The following is a 15,400-nucleotide window of genomic DNA, read 5'->3' on the forward strand; positions in this document are numbered from 1 at the left end:
TGGTCCTCAGCCGCCGCCGGAACTGCGTCTGCGTGAACCATCACAACGGGTCGGCCCACGGGTAGCCGGTCTGATTCAACGAGGGGAGCGGGCGATGTCACTGGGTGGCGAGTCGACGTTTGCAGAAAATCTGTTCATCAAGCCGGCGCCGCGCTGGCCGGATCCGGTAGCGCCGGCGGTCGAGCCGGCCACAGTCAAGATTGCGGTGGTCGGTCTCGGCTATGTGGGTGCGCCGCTGGCCGTGGCGTTCTCGAAGCACTTTGCCGTGTCCGGGCTCGACATTGACGCCACGCGCGTCGCCGAGCTGAGCGAAGGACGCGATCGCACCAACGAGCTGACCGGCAACGAGCTGCTGGAATCCGGCGCGCGCTTCACCACCGACGCCGCCGTGCTCGGCCAGGCCGACGTGATTGTCGTGACGGTGCCCACGCCCGTGGACCAGGCTCGCGTGCCCGATCTCAACCCCGTGATGCAGGCGTCCGTCTCGGTGGGCAAGCACATGAAGCGCGGCGCGGTCGTGGTGTATGAAAGCACCGTCTACCCCGGCGTGACCGAAGAGATCTGCATCCCGCTGCTGGAGCGCCACAGCGGCCTGAAGCATCTGAAGGATTTCCACGTAGGCTATTCGCCCGAGCGCATCAACCCAGGCGACCGCGTGCACACGCTCACCACGATGACCAAGATCGTGGCCGGCGACACGCCCGAAACGCTCCAGGCGCTGGTGAGCCTCTACGGTGCTGTCACGCAGGTGCATCCGGCCACGAGCATCAAGGTGGCCGAGGCCGCCAAGGTGCTGGAGAACACGCAGCGCGACGTAAACATCGCACTGATGAACGAGGTGTCGCAACTGCTGGCCGCGCTCGGCGTGGATACGCACGACGTGCTGGCTGCCGCTCGCAGCAAGTGGAACTTCCTGGATTTCCGCCCGGGGCTCGTGGGCGGGCACTGCATTTCGGTCGATCCGTATTACCTGACGCACAAGGCGGCGTCGTGCGGCTTCAACGCGAGCCTGATCCTGGCTGCGCGCGAGACGAACGACAGCATGTCGCAGTTCGTGGTCGACCAGCTCATGCGGCGCATGACGCAGTGCCACCTGCTTGGGCCGCACACGCTTGTCACCATCCTGGGCACCACGTTCAAGGAAGACGTGCCGGACATCCGCAACTCCAAGGTGGCCGACATCGTGAAAAAGCTCGGCGCGCTGGGCATTCGCACACAGGTGATCGACCCATTTGCGGACAGCAACGAAGTGGCGCACGAATACGGCTTCCGCCTCACGCGGCTGGCCGATGCCAAGCCTGCCGACGCCATCGTGCTGGCTGTGCCGCACACCGAGTACCGCGAGGGCGGCTGGGCGCTGGTGGAGTCGCTCGCCCGACCCGGGTCGCCGTTCGTGGTGAGCGATCTCAAGGCGGTGCTGGATCGGAATACATGCCCGGATCGCGCTGTGCTCTGGCGGCCTTGAGGTGCGTGCGGGGCCTGGCCCCCGCCTTTCCTTTTCTTTCTGTTTCTCCGTTTTTTTCTATCGCCCTGGCTTGTTCATGGATGCATATCTGCTGCTGACCCTTTCACTCGGCTGGGTGCTGTCGGCCTTGCTGTACCTGATCCCGCTGTTGTGCGTGATTGTCTGGCGCAAGGAAACCTTCCTGGCGAAGGACTACACCCAGCAGCGCCGCGTGTCGGTGCTGCTGCCTTGCTTTAACGAAGGCCCGCACGCATACGACACGATCAAGAGCATCAGCGAGTCGAACTATCCGACCGGGCTGCTGGAGATCGTTGCGGTGGATGACCACTCTACCGACGACAGCTGGGAATGGATCCAGAAAGCGCAGCGCGATTTCTCGGGTGCGGTCAGGATCGCCGCGTATCGGCAGCCCGTGAACAAGGGCAAGTACGAAGCGCTGAACCGCGCGGCCAACATCGCCAACAGCGCAGACATCTTCATCTGCATCGACAGCGATTGCACCTTCCACCCCGATGCGGTGCGCGAGCTGGTGGCGTCGTTTACGTCGGACAAGATCGCGGCGGTGGGCGGGCACGTGCGCGTGAGCAACGTCAACGAGAACCTCGTCACCAAAACCCAGGCCACGGTGTACTTCTACGCCTACAAGGTGATGAAGATGTTCCAGAACCGCCTGCGCAATGTCACGTGCATCAGCGGTTGCCTGTTTGCCATCCGCCGCGATGCGTTTTTCGAGATTGAAGACGACGTGAAGACGTGCAACTTCCTGGGCGCCAAGTTCTCGGCCGGTGAAGACCGCTACATGACGCACCTGCTGATGCTGCGCGGCTATCAGACTGCGGTGAATCTCGATGCCATCTGCTGGACCGAGGTGCCGACCACCTTCCGCAAGTTCTTCACGCAGCAGTGGCGCTGGCGCCGCAGCGGCACGCAGGACTACTTGCTTACGCTGCGTACGCTGGGCCGGCACGCGCGCAACGTCCATCCGCTCTCGGCCATGAACCTGATCCTGCCCGAGACGGTGAACTACCTGATGCTGTTCACGTTCGTGTTCGCCATCGCCTCGGGCAACGCGCTGGAGTGGATCGTGTCGCACCAGGTGTTCACGTACACGGTGTTCGCGCCGTTCCTGTTTGGCGTGCATTTCTGGGCCAAGCGGTGCGCACCCGATCAGGCAGTGAAGGGCGGACCGCTGCCGCTGCTGCCGTTTATTGCGGCATGGGCGCTGGCGGGCACGGTCACGTGCGCAATGATGGCCATCTTCACGATGGACTCAAGCAGCTGGGGCACGCGCGTATCCAAGAAACCGGAGGAATCCGCCGGCACCGCGGAGGACGGCGCCGAACTTGAAGGCATGCAGCCACAACAAGGCTGACACACAAAAAAACAAATCGAACGCGCCGGCTTCACAGAGCAGTACGCGGAGACGGCCGGGGGAGCTCAGACATGGTTCGTCGTTCTATGCGCTGGAAGGGCGCAGTGTTTCTTACGTGCGCGGTGTTGCCGATGCTCGCAGTGGCGGGCGAGGCCGATCTGTTCTGCGAGCTGTCGGGTGTGCAGGCCGACGCGGAGTCGAAGGTGCTCGACGCGCCGTACGCCTTCGTCAATGTGGGCAATCCATCCATCTCGAACAAAGTCGTGTCGGCCGGTGTAAGCAAGAGTCTGTCGCAGGCGCGCCGGGCGGGTTTGGTGCAGGAACGCGCAGCGGCAGAGTGCGAGGCCTATCGCTCTGGCCTTGCGCTCAAGGAATCGGTGGACGGCGTGCCCGCCAAGATCGAGCTGCGTTCATTGGCGGAGCGGAAACAGGGCTTGGAGCGCGCGCTGCAATCTGCCGAGCGCAACCTCGCTACCGAACAAGCGTTGCTGGCGAGCAATGACGCCACGCTGGCCGACCTCACAGCGGCGCTGCGCCTGCGCGACGGTATTGCGATGGATATGGCCGCACTGCGCCAACGTGAGGTCGAACTGTCCACCGCCGCCGAACCCGCGCAAGGCCCGCTGAGCGAACTCGTGAGCCAAAACGCCACTGCCCAGGCGCGCGCTGCGCAACTGGCCTCGCGCGTGAGCGCCACGCTCGGCTGGGACGTCACCATCCTGGCCGGCATGCGTCACGACTTCACGTCCGGTTCGCAGTCACCATTCATCGGGCTCACCGCATCGCGCAGCTTCGGCTATGACGCTTCCGTGCGCGCGTCGGACCGCGTGGGCGAACTCACCGCAAAGCTGGTTGCCGAACAGCGCGACGGCGCGTATCGGCAAGTCCAGCGCATGCGCCAGTCGCTCGAAGGCGTGCTGAGCGCCGAAACCCTGCGCCAAAACAGCCTGGAGCAACGCAACACGGCTATCCGCACGATGATCGAACGCGCCCAGGGCGTGGACACCAATGCTTCGCGCCGCCTGCTGCGCAACATGTCGGTGGAGAGTCTGACCACCTCGGCCGAGCTGGCCGCCAGCAACGCGCGCATCCAGGACATCCGCACATGGCTCAAGGCCAATCCGACCAACTGATTCCGAATCCACCAACCTGCGGGGCACCTTCATGATTGCCGCCTTCTCCAACTACTTTCAGTCGAAGATGCTCGTCGTCTATCGGCTGGCTTCCTTCTTTGTGCTGATTGCCATCATTGGCGGCATCTTCGGCTACATCGCGCTACTTTTCTTCTACCTGCAGAGCACCAACTGGGGCGCACCCCTCGTGATCTCGCCCGCGCAGGAGCGCGTGCTGTCGTATCAACCGCAGGTGGCGCAACTGCGTGCACAGCTCGACAAGCAGCGCACAGACTTGGTAGACCTCACCGCGCAGCTCGCTGTCAAGCAAGAAGGGCTGCAGGCGCTCGATGCGTTGATCGCGCGCACCACCGAAGCGCAGCAGCGCCAGATCCAAAACATGTCGCGTGTGTCGAAAAACCTCGGGCGGCTGGTGAGCCTCAAGTTCGGCGACATCGCCGACAGCGAGCGCGCGCACGCGCAGCTCAAGGGCATGATGGCTTCGACCGATGCGGAGATGCGCGCGGGCCTCATCTCCAAGGAAGACGCTGCCGCGCGCATGGTGACGCTGCAATCGTCGGCCAATGCATTGACGGATTCCAAGATCGCTGCAGTGCAGGTGGGCGTGAACTCCACGCAGAGCCGTGCGGTGATGTCCACTCTGGGCGGCGCGGCGGATGACCTGCAGACCATGACCACGCTGGCACAGACGCAGCAGATGATTTTCTCGCGCATGCAGCTCAAGGCCGAAATCGATTCGGCACAGGGCAATCTGGGCGTGCTGCGCGCGGGCATCAAGGAGTCGGAGCGTATCCTGGCGGTGGCCATGCGCTCGCCGTATTACAAGGCGCTCACACAACCGGTGTCGGTGGCCTTCGTGCCGTACGAGAACATGGAGCGTGCTAAGCCCGGCGAGCCTGTCTATGACTGCGTTCTGCAGATCTTCCTATGCAAGCAGGTCGGCAAGGTGGCGGCCACCTACGACGCCGAAGAATACGCAAAACATCCGCTGTTCCGCTACGACCTCAAAGGCAAACTCGTCGAGGTGACATTCACCGAGCCGGCGTCGAGCACCAGCCGCGTCGTTTTCTTCGGCCGCAAGCCGCTGCTGCTGTGAGACCCGCCATGCTGCGCCGATTGGCATGTCTGCTCGCGGGGCTTGCGTGCACGTGCACGGTAGCAACGGCCCGAGAGATCACGTTCTCCGATCAGCAGTGGGTGGTGCGTTCATCCGGCGACCAGTTGAGCGGGCCGGGCCCCAACATATTTTCGGATGGGCTGGATGCGGTGCACGTTGATGCACAAGGGCGTTTGCGCATGGCCATCGTCAAGGCGGGGCAGGGCTGGCACAGCGCCGAGGTCACGCTCTCGCGTCCGCTGGGCTACGGCACCTACGAGCTTGAGGTGGAAACCAATCCGTTCGGCATGGACCGGCAGGCCGTCTTCGGTTTCTTCACCTACAGCAGCGCCCCGGAACAGGCGCACCGCGAGCTGGACGTGGAGCTGTCCTACTGGGCGCGGCCGGGCGAGCCGAACAACGCCCAGTTTGTCGTGCAGCCCTCCGGTGCGCCGGACACGCTGCGCAGGTTTGAGGTCAATCAGGGGCACGTGACCTATCGCATCCATTGGGAGCGCGGCTTGGCCGAGTTCAGCGCCATGGCCGCCGACGGCACGGTGTTGCAGCACTGGTCGCGCACCGCGGGCGTGCCCGAGGCGGGCGACGCGCGTATCCAGTTGAACCTGTGGCTGTTCCGGGGCAAGCCGCCGCAGAACGGGCAGCCGGTGGAATTCGTGATGCGGGCGTTTCGCTTTACGCCCCGCCGGTCGCCTAGTGAATCGCAGCGGTGACGGCGCCCCAGAAGCTCGTGTCTTCTGCGCCCAGCACCCACATCGACACGCCCGCCAGGTTGAGCGTATTGGCCAGGGCGGCCTTGGTCTGCAGGCCTTGCGCTGTCTCGTACCAGACCTCGTGCGCGCTGCCGTCGGTGGCGGTGTAGTTGAAATGGCCTGATTGCGTGGCGGCGTCCCATTGGGCCGTCGCGCCGGTTGTGGCAATCAGCGTGGGGATGTCCTTGAAGGCGACCGAGGTGCCTGTGTTCCGTGTGCGATTCCAGTCGTAGCCATAGGCTGGCAGGCCCAGCAGCAGCTTGGTCGACGGCACGAGGCTCGCGGCGTACTGCAGCGCGGCGAGCATCCAGTCGCTGCCGGCCACCGGGCCGGGTTGGCCGCTGGGGATGTGCTCGTCGTAGGTCATCACCTGGATGAAATCGGCGCTCTGGCCCAGTGCGGCGTAATCGTACGGCCACGTCCACGTGTTGCCGATCACGTCTGCGCTCTTTGCCGGCAGGCTGAGCATCAGCGTGGAATGGTTGGCGTGCAGTTGCGTAGCCAGATCGGCGACGAAGCTGGTGTAGGCGTCACGATCGCTGGTGTACAGGCCCTCGAAGTCGAGATTGATGCCGGCCAGGTTCTGCGTCTTGGCCAGCGTGACGATGTTCTGCAGCGTTGTCGCGCGGTTGGTGACGAGCGCGCCGTGCGCAATGACGGGGTCGAAATCGGTGCCGAAATTCGTGATACACGCGTATGAAAGCTTACCCGCCGCCTGGTTGCTGGAGAGCAGCGCCGTAGGCAGCGTGCCATTCAAACCACCGTTTGCATCGGCACGGATCACATCCACTGAGACGGCAGTGACCGGCGTGGCCGCGTTCATGGCCGACGCCATCGACGTGGAGCTGCCCAATGCGTAGCCCAGCAGCACCTTGGGCGCGGCCGCGGCGGTCTTGGTGGACGTCGTGGGGGTGTTCGTCTGCACAGCGGCGCCCGAGCCGGATGCGCCGTCGCCGCCACCGCATCCGGAAAGCATGAGTGCGACGCACGCTGCGCTGACCAAACCGACAATCTTCATGTGAAACCCCGTTCGTTTTTTGTTCTCTCGGGGTTTATCGGTCGGGCCTCTGGAACCTTGAGACGCCGACGTCTCAGCCATATCGCCTAGGGCGATGTTGAAATCAGGCGTTTGAATCGGCTGTCAGGCACGAAGCATTGTCGGATCTTCTAGACTGCTTCTGACGGGCTTGCCACGGCAAGGGTGGCGTTGATGTATTCGGGGGTTTCGCGGTCTTCCTGACAAGAGCACACGAATATGGCGATCACGGTGAAGGACAGTAACAAGACCAATCGACTTCGTTGGCTTTCGTCCTTTTGGGATCACCGCTGGGTGACAACGCCCCATGCAATCGTGGCTGCAGGCGTTGTCATCGCGCTATCGATGGTGGTGATCTGCACGGTGGTGCTGTACGAGAGCCGGCTGGATGCGATGGCCCGCGCCACCGAAACATCACGCAACCTTGCGCTTCTGGCGGAGCGGGACATCGAAAGAAATTTCGAACTCTACGCGCTGTCGCTCCAGGCCGTCGTCGATGGCGTGAACGACTCCGAAGTGATGAATGCCTCGCCCCGGTTGCGTGGCTTCGCCTTGTTCGACCGCGCCGCAACCGCAACGTATCTGGGCTCGATGCTTGTGCTGGACGCCCAGGGCAATATCGTCATCGATTCCGCTGGCGATGTACCGCGCAAAGCCAACTTCTCCGATCGCGAATACTTCAAAGTCCACCGGGACAATCCCAACGTCGGCCTGTACGTTGGCGATCCCTACTCGTCTCGGTTGCGGGATGGGGCGCCGAGCATTCCGCTGAGTCGACGTCTTTCCCGGCCGGACGGCTCGTTCGCGGGCGTCGTTCTGATCGCGATCCAGCTCGAATATTTTCAGAAGTTGTTTGCTGCCCTGTCACTGGGGCCGCATGGATCGGTGGCGTTGATTGCACGAGACGGCGCAATGGTCATGCGGCAGCCCTACGATCCGAAGGTCATTGGGCGCAACATCCGCAACGCCAGTACGTTCAAGCAGTTCCTGTCGGCGCCGGAGGGAAGTTTTTCTGACACATCGACACTCGATGGCGTCGAGCGGCTGTATTACTTCAAGAACCTGCCCAACCTGCCGCTCATCATCATGGTGGCCGAAGCACACACCGACATCTACGCGGCTTGGGAGCATCGCGCGCTGGTCATCGCCTCGTTGATGGCCGCGCTGACACTGGGCTTCATCGGCCTGTCCTTTGCTTTCGGGGCACAACTGCGGCGGCGCATGCGCGCGGAATCGGAGCTGGCCATGCTGGCCCGCACAGATGGGCTGACCGGGCTGAACAACCGCCGCACCCTTGGCGAAATCCTCGATCAAGAATGGCGTCGGGCGAAGCGAACGCGCAGCGTGCTGTCCTTGCTGTTCGTCGATATTGATCGGTTCAAGATGTACAACGACACCTACGGGCACCAGGCGGGCGACGATGCCTTGGCGGCGGTCGCGAAGTGCATTGGCGACAATATTCGCCGACCGACCGACAGTGCTGCACGGTATGGCGGTGAAGAGTTCATTGTGGTCCTGCCGGATACGTCGCCGGAGGGCGCTGCCTCCATTGCCGAAAAAATACGCGCGGCAATTGCCAACCTCGCCATCGAGCACAGGGCCAGCGAATATGGCCGGGTGACTGCCAGCATCGGCGCGGCAGCGTGGACGCCGGAACAGGATGTCGACGTGTCGGCCGTCATCCGTGCTGCAGATGAAGCCCTGTACGACGCGAAGGCAACGGGTCGTAACCGCGTGGCCCGGTCCAGGCTGAATCCGGCGTAGTTGCCCGCACGCGTACGCGACCATACATCTCGCGCCGAATCCATCCGGACAACAAAAAACCCGCGAGGCTCATCGCCACGCGGGTTTTTGGTCGCCCCTGAACTGCTTGGGACTGTGTTTGGTGCCCAGGAGAGGACTCGAACCTCCACGGAGTTACCCGCTAGTACCTGAAACTAGTGCGTCTACCAATTCCGCCACCTGGGCTAGGTGAGCCGCGCATTCTACCGACCGCTGGAAAATTTGCAAGCCCTTCTTTTCTGAACGGCTATTCCGCTAGCGTTACAGCAGTTACGCGTGTGGGGGTCAGCAGGGCGGCAACCTCGCTGCTACGCTGCCGCGCAGTTGTCCGCATTCCCCCAACATGAGGTTGAACGATGATGAAACTCCGCCACGCCGCCACCGGCGCCCTGCTCGCCGCGCTTGCCACGTTGGCCCACGCCGAGCACCCGATCTGCACGATCGTTGCTGATGCCGCCACGGGCCAGGCCGTCTTGCACGAAGGCACGTGCGACGAGCGTGTGACCCCTGCTTCCACGTTCAAACTGGCCCTGGCCGTCATGGGCTTCGACCACGGCTTCCTCAAAAACGAACACGCCCCCGTCGAGCACTTCAGGCGCGGTGACCCCGACTGGGGCGGCGAAGCCTGGCGCCAGCCCATCGACCCGGCGCTGTGGCTCAAATATTCGGTGGTCTGGTATTCGCAGCGCATCACGCATGCGATGGGCGCGCAGACCTTCCAGGCATACGTGCGCAAGCTCGGCTACGGCAACATGGATGTGAGCGGCGACCCGGGCAAGAACAACGGCATGGACCGTTCGTGGATCACCTCGTCGCTGAAGATCTCGCCCCAGGAGCAGGTCGGCTTCATGCGCAAGATCGTCAACCGGCAATTGCCGGTGTCTGCGCGGACCTACGAGATGCTCGACCGTACCGTGCAGACCTGGCAGGTGCCGGGCGGCTGGGCCGTGCAGGGCAAGACGGGCACCGCCGGCCCGGCGCCGGGCAATACCTCACCCGACGGCACGTGGGATCAGGCGCACGCTTATGGCTGGTTTGTCGGCTGGGCCAAGAAGGGCGACAAAACGTACGTGTTTGCCAACCTGATCCAGGACGACAAGATTGAGCCGACGTCCGGGGGCATACGCTCGCGCGATGCGCTGCTTGCGCGCTTGCCGGCAGTGCTGGCCTTTGGTGCGCACTGATCGACGGCGTCATGCATGGCGGTGTTCGGCTTCGCTGCGCACCGTCGCCTCATCCACGCCCAGGCGCTGATGCAGTTCCTGCCAGCCCTTGGGCGTGACCAGCACGGCGCGTGAATCGCGTGCGCGCAGCATCCAACCAACATCGCACAGGCGACGCAGGAACTGCACCCCCAGCGGCCCCGCCAGGTGATGCGTGCGCTCCGTCCAGTCCAGGCACTGCCGGGCGAGCCCCCGTCGCGTCGGGCGAATGTTCCGCACGTCGAGCCCCACGTCGCCAAACCAGGTGATGCCGGCGGGCGTGATCTCGTATTGCTTGTCGGGCATCGGCAGCAGATAGCCGCGTGATTGCAGCGCCTGCGTGACGGCCACGCCCACCTGCCCGGCGAGGTGGTCATAACAGCAGCGGCAGAAGCCCAGCTCGCGCGCCTTCGGGCTGGGTGTGGCGCGGCGCACGGCCGCTGCGGGCGTGATGGCGGCCAGGTGTTCCAGAGCTTGCGCCACATGCGCGCCGGCCAGCCTGAAGTACTTGTGCCGCCCCTCGGTTTCCACCACCACCAAGCCACCGTCCAGCAACTTGGCCAGGTGCGTACTGGCCGTCTGCGCGGTGACGCCGGCAGTATGCGCCAGCTCGCCTGCAGGCAGTGCGCGCCCATCGAGCAACGCTGTCAGCATGGCCGCCCGTGCCGGGTCGGCAATCAGGAAGGCCGTGCCCGAAAAGCTGTTCGGATGCGACATGTCGGACTCCTCGTCATGTGGCCATTCTAGGGAGCCCCGCGCCGCGATGCTTCGACACGCATCGAAGCGTTGCCCAGGGTGCCGGCACTACGCTGGGGGCATCGCTTGCTCAAGCCCAAGGCCAAAGGCCCCGAGATGGATGGAATCACGATGCAACAAGCGCATGCCGACACCGCGACACCTAAGCGGCTGGTGCTGTGCGTGCTGTCGATGGCCGTGTTGGTCGCGCAGATCGACACCGCCGTCGTCAACCTGGCGGTGCGCCCGATTGGCCAGTTCTTCCACGCAGCGGTTGGCCCGCTGCAGTGGGTGATCGACGCCTACAACCTCGCCTATGCCGCGCTGCTGCTCAGCGGTGGCCTGTTGGCTGACCTGTACGGCCGGCGGCGGGCGTTTGTGTCGGGTGCGGCGGTGTTCTCGGTGGCGTCGGTGCTGTGCGCGCTGGCGCCGTCGATCGGGTGGCTGATAGGTGCGCGTGCCATGGCGGGGGTGGGGGCGTCGTTGCTGCTGCCGGCATCGCTGGCGATCTTGCGGGTGGTGTGGCGCGACCCGCGCGAACGTGCACATGCGCTGGGCATCTGGGCGGCATGCAACGGCTTGGCCATGGCGATTGGGCCGACGGCCGGCGGTGTGCTCGTCACGCACTTCGGCTGGCGTGCCGTGTTTTGGGTGGTGGTGCCGGTGAGCGTGGCCATCATGGTGCTGGCCGTGCGCGTGGTGCCGGAATCGTCCGACGCCGCGCACCGCCGTTTCGATGCGCTGGCCCAGGTGCTGGGCGCCTTCACGTTGGGCGGGCTGGCCTTTGCCGCCATCGAAGCGCATCACGCGCCCGCTATGGGGGCGACTGTGCTGGCGGTGGCGCTCATCGCGCTGGCGTGGTTCATCCGCGTAGAGGCGCGCTATGGCAGCGAGGCGCTGGTGCCGCTGGAACTCTTTCGCGTGCGCGCGTTTCGGGGCGCCATTGTCGCCACGGCTGGCATGACGTTTGGCATGTACGGCGCACTCTTTCTGCTGCCGCTCATGTGGCAGAGCACCGGGCGCTTGAACGTCATGGGCGCGGGCATTGCGCTGATGCCGATGGCGCTGGTCTTCATGGTGGTGTCGCCCGTGTCCGGCACGGTGGCGCGCCGCTATGGCGCGCGGCTGGCCACGGCGGGTGGGGTGGGCATCATCGCACTGGGGCTGCTCACATTGGGGGCGTCTGCCGGCGCGGCATCGGTGGTGCCGGCGGCCATCGGGCTGGCACTCACGGGGCTCGGCATGGGCTTTGCCACCGGGCCGCTGATGGGGGCGGCAGTGGGGGCCGTGGGGCCGGAGCGTTCGGGCACGGCGTCGGCGCTCGTCAACGTGGCGCGCATGAGCGGGGCCACGCTGGGCGTGGCGATCCTGGGGGCGGTGTATGCCGTGTACGGCAGCGGCGCACCGGGGTTGCGCGTTGCCATGTTGTGCGGTGGCGCAGTACAGCTCGCGTGCGCCGCTGTGGCGTGGCGTCATGGTGCGGATCGCCACTGAGCGCTGTGCAATGTCCCAGGTTGACGACAGAGGGTCGCAGGCAGGGCCCTCTGCAACACCGCCCAAAAAAATACCCGGCGAGGGGATTGCCGGGCTAAGTGGGATGTGAATGCGTGCGACAGAACCCACCTTACAAGAATTTCTTTGATCAGATTGAAAACAAATTTAAAACACCACGCGATTTTGAGTGTTTGCTCTAAAGAAACGGGTGCTTGAATGCAGATGTGATGTACGGGTTTTTCCTGATGAGTAAGCCATTTGTGGGGTCTGTGGCAAACGATTTCCTTTAAAGATTCCAATGCGGGGTAAATTGCGGCGTATTTAAAAAGAGGCGAAAAATAAAAATGAAAAATCCTCGTTTGAGTTGATCCGATTTGAATTGAGTTGGACGGGTGAACCGTCAATTCCGTCTTTATTTGCCGAGTCGCACGTCGGCGGTCCGGAATTCGGGACTTGGTGTGTCGGGTCCAGCGCTGTAGGTCCAGCTTGATACGCTCGGACGGCAGCCTGCATGGCTACGACGGTAAGCTCGGCATCCGCTGGAACGGGTAAGCCGGCAGCAACGCGGCAACACTGCACCCTGCAGAAACCCTGGACACGCCAGGGCTTATGCTGCGCCACAACAATCAACGGGGAGCCACTGCGGCTCCCCGTTGTGCTTGGTGCCATGCGGCACCGTGGCGGCTTGCGATTTTTGCTCACGCATTCGACGGCTGTCTGTCGTGACAGGAATTCGTGAAAACCCTAGGAAACCCGCGCCCACCTTAGCGATTGGTTATTTCACGCGAAAAGTCTACGCTTACTACGTACTACTACGTGTGGCTGCTGCGTACAGGTGCGGATGGTCTTCCAGAAGGCGCGCGATCACAGTGCGCCCGATAACAACAAAGGCGGAAAGCATTTCGTCAGACATCCGTCTGGTCACGCATCGGGCGTGGCACCTCACCTGTTCAAAACAACATCCGAAGTCCCCGAACTAGGAGACAAACCCATGAAGTTCTTGCTCGCACTGCCTTTCATCGGCCTGCTGTGGGTGCCGTTCTACAACCAGGAAACGCCTACGCTCTTCGGCTTTCCGTTCTTCTACTGGTATCAGTTCCTGTGGGTGCCGATCACCTCGCTGCTGATCTGGATCGTCTTCAAGAACGGTCAGAGCAAAGGAGAAGAATGATGGACGGACAAATCAACTGGACTGCGCTGGCGGTCTTCATCTTCTTCTTCGCGCTGGTCACGGTGCTGGGCTTCATCGCCTCGCGCTGGCAGCGTGGCAAGTCCGACAAGGGCGCCCACATTGAAGAGTGGGGCCTGGGCGGCCGCAACTTCGGCACCTGGATCACGTGGTTCCTGGTGGGCGGCGACTTCTACACCGCCTACACCGTGATCGCCGTGCCGGCACTCGTGTATGCGGTGGGCGCGTATGGCTTCTTCGCGCTGCCGTACACGATCCTGGTGTACCCGATCGTCTTCCTGATCATGCCCAAGCTGTGGAAGGTGGCGCATGCCAACGGCCACGTCACGGCGGCTGATGCCGTGTACGGCCGCTACGGCTCGCGGCCGCTGGAGTTTGCGGTGGCGCTCACGGGCGTGGTGGCGACGATGCCCTACATCGCCCTGCAGCTCATCGGCATGGAAGTCGTGATCAAGGCGCTGGGCCTGACGGGCGAGCTGCCGCTGGCGGCCGCCTTCATCATCCTGGCGCTGTACACGTACTCCGCTGGCCTGCGCGCTCCGGCGCTCATCGCCTTCGTCAAAGACATCATGATCTACATCGTGGTGCTGGTGGCGGTGGTGCTGGTGCCGGCCAAGCTGGGCGGCTACGGTTCGGTGTTTGCGCATGCACACGACGCGTTTGCCGTGAAGGGCGGCGCCACGGGCCTCACGCTCAAGCCCGCGCAGTTCCTGCCGTTCGCCACGCTGGCGATTGGCTCGGCGCTGGCGGCGTTCATGTATCCGCACACGCTCACCGGCATCTTTGCCGCGCGCAGTGCAGACACCATCCGCAAGAACGCCGTCTTCCTGCCCGCCTATACGGTGCTGCTGGGCCTGATTGCGCTGCTGGGCTTCATGGCCTACTCCGCGGGCATCAAGGTCACCAACAACAACGACGTCGTGCCCGCGCTGTTCAACGCGCTGTTCCCGAGCTGGTTCACGGGCTTTGCGTTCTCGGCCATCGCCATCGGTGCGCTGGTGCCGGCGGCCGTCATGTCGATTGGTGCGGCCAACCTGTTCACGCGCAACTTCTGGAAGCCCTACGTGGCGCCGGACCTGTCGCACGCGGGCGAGGAAAAGGTCGCCAAGGTGATCTCGCTCATCGTCAAGGCGGGCGCCCTGGTGTTCATCCTGTTCCTGCCGACCAAGTTCGCGCTGGACCTGCAACTGCTGGGCGGCGTGTGGATCGTGCAGACCTTCCCGTCGGTGGTGTTCGGGCTGTTCAACCTCTCGAACCGCTTCCGCGCACCGGCGCTGCTGGCCGGTTGGGCGGCGGGCATGATTGCCGGCAGCTGGCTGGCCTTCTCCGACGGCATCAAGCCCGTGCACACCTTTGTGATTGGCGGGGACAAGTACTCCATCTACACGGGCCTGGCGGCACTGGCCTTCAACATCATCGTTGCGGTGGTGGTGCAATTGTTGATGGGTAAGCGCGGAGAACAAGCAGCGGCACTGCGTCAGGCCGGTTGATCGACGCTGCGATCTGCAAGTGAAAGGGCCGGTACCTCAGGGTGCCGGCTTTTTTTTTGGGTGAATTCCCCGTCAGGGATCTCTTGATGGGTTGCGAAAGCCATGTCGAGACGGCGTGGTGTGCGCAGCGGGGGGCCATTGCCCACACGGTGGAAAGGGTCGCTGACCCGTTCGGCGGCTGCGAGGTATGCAAACTGCGTTCCGCTTGCTAGCTGGGGCGCTGAGACGGGTCTCCGGCTCGCACCCCCCAGACCGCGCCGCTGTACGGGGGGACAGGCCATGGGCACATTCGTTGCTGGCCCAAACATATACCCCTTGCGGCGTTTGCACCTTTACCTGGTACCTGAATGAACGACGCCGCTTCCTTGTCCTCCGAATTTGGCTCTGCATGGCTGCGGCTGTGGGCCGAATCCACCTCGGATTACGCCGTCTTTGCACTGTCGCTCCACGGCATTGTCGCGACGTGGAATCCGGGCGGCGAGCGCATTCAGGGCTATCGGTCGGACGAGATTGTTGGCCAGCCACTCGCGCAGTTGTATCCGCCGGAGGGCCGAGGCGCGGGGGGCGCCCCCGGCGCGCGGGCTGCAGCCGCCGGCCCAGGCGGGGGGGTGGTGGTGGGTTTGGGCGAGGGCCAGG

General features: G+C 63.8%; 13 protein-coding genes and 1 tRNA gene. 11 read left to right on the plus strand and 3 right to left on the minus strand.

The genetic code is table 11. The features are described 5' to 3' along the window. Positions 1-94 precede the first annotated feature (94 nt). The 5 genes from R2N16_RS22840 (at position 95) to R2N16_RS22860 (ending at position 5,797) form a co-directional block, all read left to right on the plus strand. Complete coding sequence (locus R2N16_RS22840; protein ID WP_316668889.1) at positions 95-1,465, plus strand: nucleotide sugar dehydrogenase; 1,371 nt, start codon at positions 95-97, stop codon at positions 1,463-1,465. A 76-nt stretch (positions 1,466-1,541) separates the two neighbouring features. Beyond that, a complete protein-coding gene (locus R2N16_RS22845; RefSeq protein WP_316668890.1) occupies positions 1,542-2,837 on the plus strand; it encodes a glycosyltransferase family 2 protein in 1,296 nt (431 codons plus the stop codon). Between the two features lie 71 nt (positions 2,838-2,908). Continuing rightward, positions 2,909-3,970, plus strand: a complete 1,062-nt coding sequence (locus R2N16_RS22850) for a hypothetical protein (protein WP_316668892.1) — start codon at positions 2,909-2,911, stop codon at positions 3,968-3,970. Between the two features lie 31 nt (positions 3,971-4,001). After that, on the plus strand, positions 4,002-5,066 hold the full coding sequence (locus R2N16_RS22855; RefSeq protein WP_316668894.1) for a hypothetical protein: 1,065 nt from the start codon (positions 4,002-4,004) through the stop codon (positions 5,064-5,066). Between the two features lie 8 nt (positions 5,067-5,074). Continuing rightward, entirely contained in the window at positions 5,075-5,797 is a 723-nt protein-coding gene (locus R2N16_RS22860) for a hypothetical protein (protein WP_316668896.1), read from the plus strand. Here the strand turns inward: R2N16_RS22860 and R2N16_RS22865 are convergent. Further along, complete coding sequence (locus R2N16_RS22865; protein WP_316668897.1) at positions 5,778-6,854, minus strand: glycosyl hydrolase family 18 protein; 1,077 nt, start codon at positions 6,852-6,854, stop codon at positions 5,778-5,780. The genes R2N16_RS22860 and R2N16_RS22865 overlap by 20 nt on opposite strands. A gap of 363 nt (positions 6,855-7,217) precedes the next feature. Between R2N16_RS22865 and R2N16_RS22870 the strand changes: the two genes are divergently transcribed. Beyond that, positions 7,218-8,636 (plus strand): diguanylate cyclase, encoded by a 1,419-nt coding sequence (locus tag R2N16_RS22870; RefSeq protein WP_428984155.1) that lies wholly within the window; start codon positions 7,218-7,220, stop codon positions 8,634-8,636. Between the two features lie 119 nt (positions 8,637-8,755). Here R2N16_RS22870 and R2N16_RS22875 read toward each other — a convergent pair. Beyond that, positions 8,756-8,840: transfer RNA gene (locus tag R2N16_RS22875), tRNA-Leu, on the minus strand. Positions 8,841-9,010: 170 nt separating this feature from the next. On the opposite strand from R2N16_RS22875, the gene blaOXA reads away from it, so the two are divergent. Then, positions 9,011-9,838, plus strand: coding sequence for an OXA-22 family class D beta-lactamase (gene blaOXA / locus R2N16_RS22880; protein WP_316668900.1), 828 nt, complete (start codon positions 9,011-9,013; stop codon positions 9,836-9,838). Positions 9,839-9,847: 9 nt separating this feature from the next. Here the strand turns inward: blaOXA and R2N16_RS22885 are convergent, their stop codons facing one another. Then, positions 9,848-10,573, minus strand: coding sequence for an ArsR/SmtB family transcription factor (locus tag R2N16_RS22885; protein ID WP_316668903.1), 726 nt, complete (start codon positions 10,571-10,573; stop codon positions 9,848-9,850). Positions 10,574-10,723: 150 nt separating this feature from the next. Here R2N16_RS22885 and R2N16_RS22890 point away from each other — a divergent pair, with 150 nt between their 5' ends. From R2N16_RS22890 to R2N16_RS22905, 4 genes are all read left to right on the plus strand, one after another. Beyond that, complete coding sequence (locus R2N16_RS22890; protein WP_316668904.1) at positions 10,724-12,085, plus strand: MFS transporter; 1,362 nt, start codon at positions 10,724-10,726, stop codon at positions 12,083-12,085. 991 nt (positions 12,086-13,076) lie between these two features. After that, positions 13,077-13,256 (plus strand): DUF3311 domain-containing protein, encoded by a 180-nt coding sequence (locus R2N16_RS22895; protein ID WP_009240236.1) that lies wholly within the window; start codon positions 13,077-13,079, stop codon positions 13,254-13,256. Continuing rightward, positions 13,256-14,764, plus strand: a complete 1,509-nt coding sequence (gene mctP / locus R2N16_RS22900; RefSeq protein WP_316668915.1) for a monocarboxylate uptake permease MctP — start codon at positions 13,256-13,258, stop codon at positions 14,762-14,764. The genes R2N16_RS22895 and mctP overlap by 1 nt, the downstream gene beginning before the upstream one ends. Positions 14,765-15,129: 365 nt before the next feature. After that, positions 15,130-15,400, plus strand: a 271-nt coding sequence (locus R2N16_RS22905; protein ID WP_316668906.1) for a PAS domain-containing protein, incomplete at its 3' end; no start/stop codon positions are given.

Origin of the sequence: Ralstonia psammae (assembly GCF_958405935.1) — a bacterium.
GTDB lineage: Bacteria > Pseudomonadota > Gammaproteobacteria > Burkholderiales > Burkholderiaceae > Ralstonia > Ralstonia psammae.

Coding starts and splice junctions, on each gene's coding strand:
- R2N16_RS22840 (WP_316668889.1), top strand. CDS start 95: ATGTCACTGGGTGGCGAGTCGACGTTTGCAGAAAATCTGTTCATCAAG.
- R2N16_RS22845 (WP_316668890.1), top strand. CDS start 1,542: ATGGATGCATATCTGCTGCTGACCCTTTCACTCGGCTGGGTGCTGTCG.
- R2N16_RS22850 (WP_316668892.1), top strand. CDS start 2,909: ATGGTTCGTCGTTCTATGCGCTGGAAGGGCGCAGTGTTTCTTACGTGC.
- R2N16_RS22855 (WP_316668894.1), top strand. CDS start 4,002: ATGATTGCCGCCTTCTCCAACTACTTTCAGTCGAAGATGCTCGTCGTC.
- R2N16_RS22860 (WP_316668896.1), top strand. CDS start 5,075: ATGCTGCGCCGATTGGCATGTCTGCTCGCGGGGCTTGCGTGCACGTGC.
- R2N16_RS22865 (WP_316668897.1), bottom strand. CDS start 6,854: ATGAAGATTGTCGGTTTGGTCAGCGCAGCGTGCGTCGCACTCATGCTT.
- R2N16_RS22870 (WP_428984155.1), top strand. CDS start 7,218: ATGGTGGTGATCTGCACGGTGGTGCTGTACGAGAGCCGGCTGGATGCG.
- blaOXA (WP_316668900.1), top strand. CDS start 9,011: ATGATGAAACTCCGCCACGCCGCCACCGGCGCCCTGCTCGCCGCGCTT.
- R2N16_RS22885 (WP_316668903.1), bottom strand. CDS start 10,573: ATGTCGCATCCGAACAGCTTTTCGGGCACGGCCTTCCTGATTGCCGAC.
- R2N16_RS22890 (WP_316668904.1), top strand. CDS start 10,724: ATGCAACAAGCGCATGCCGACACCGCGACACCTAAGCGGCTGGTGCTG.
- R2N16_RS22895 (WP_009240236.1), top strand. CDS start 13,077: ATGAAGTTCTTGCTCGCACTGCCTTTCATCGGCCTGCTGTGGGTGCCG.
- mctP (WP_316668915.1), top strand. CDS start 13,256: ATGGACGGACAAATCAACTGGACTGCGCTGGCGGTCTTCATCTTCTTC.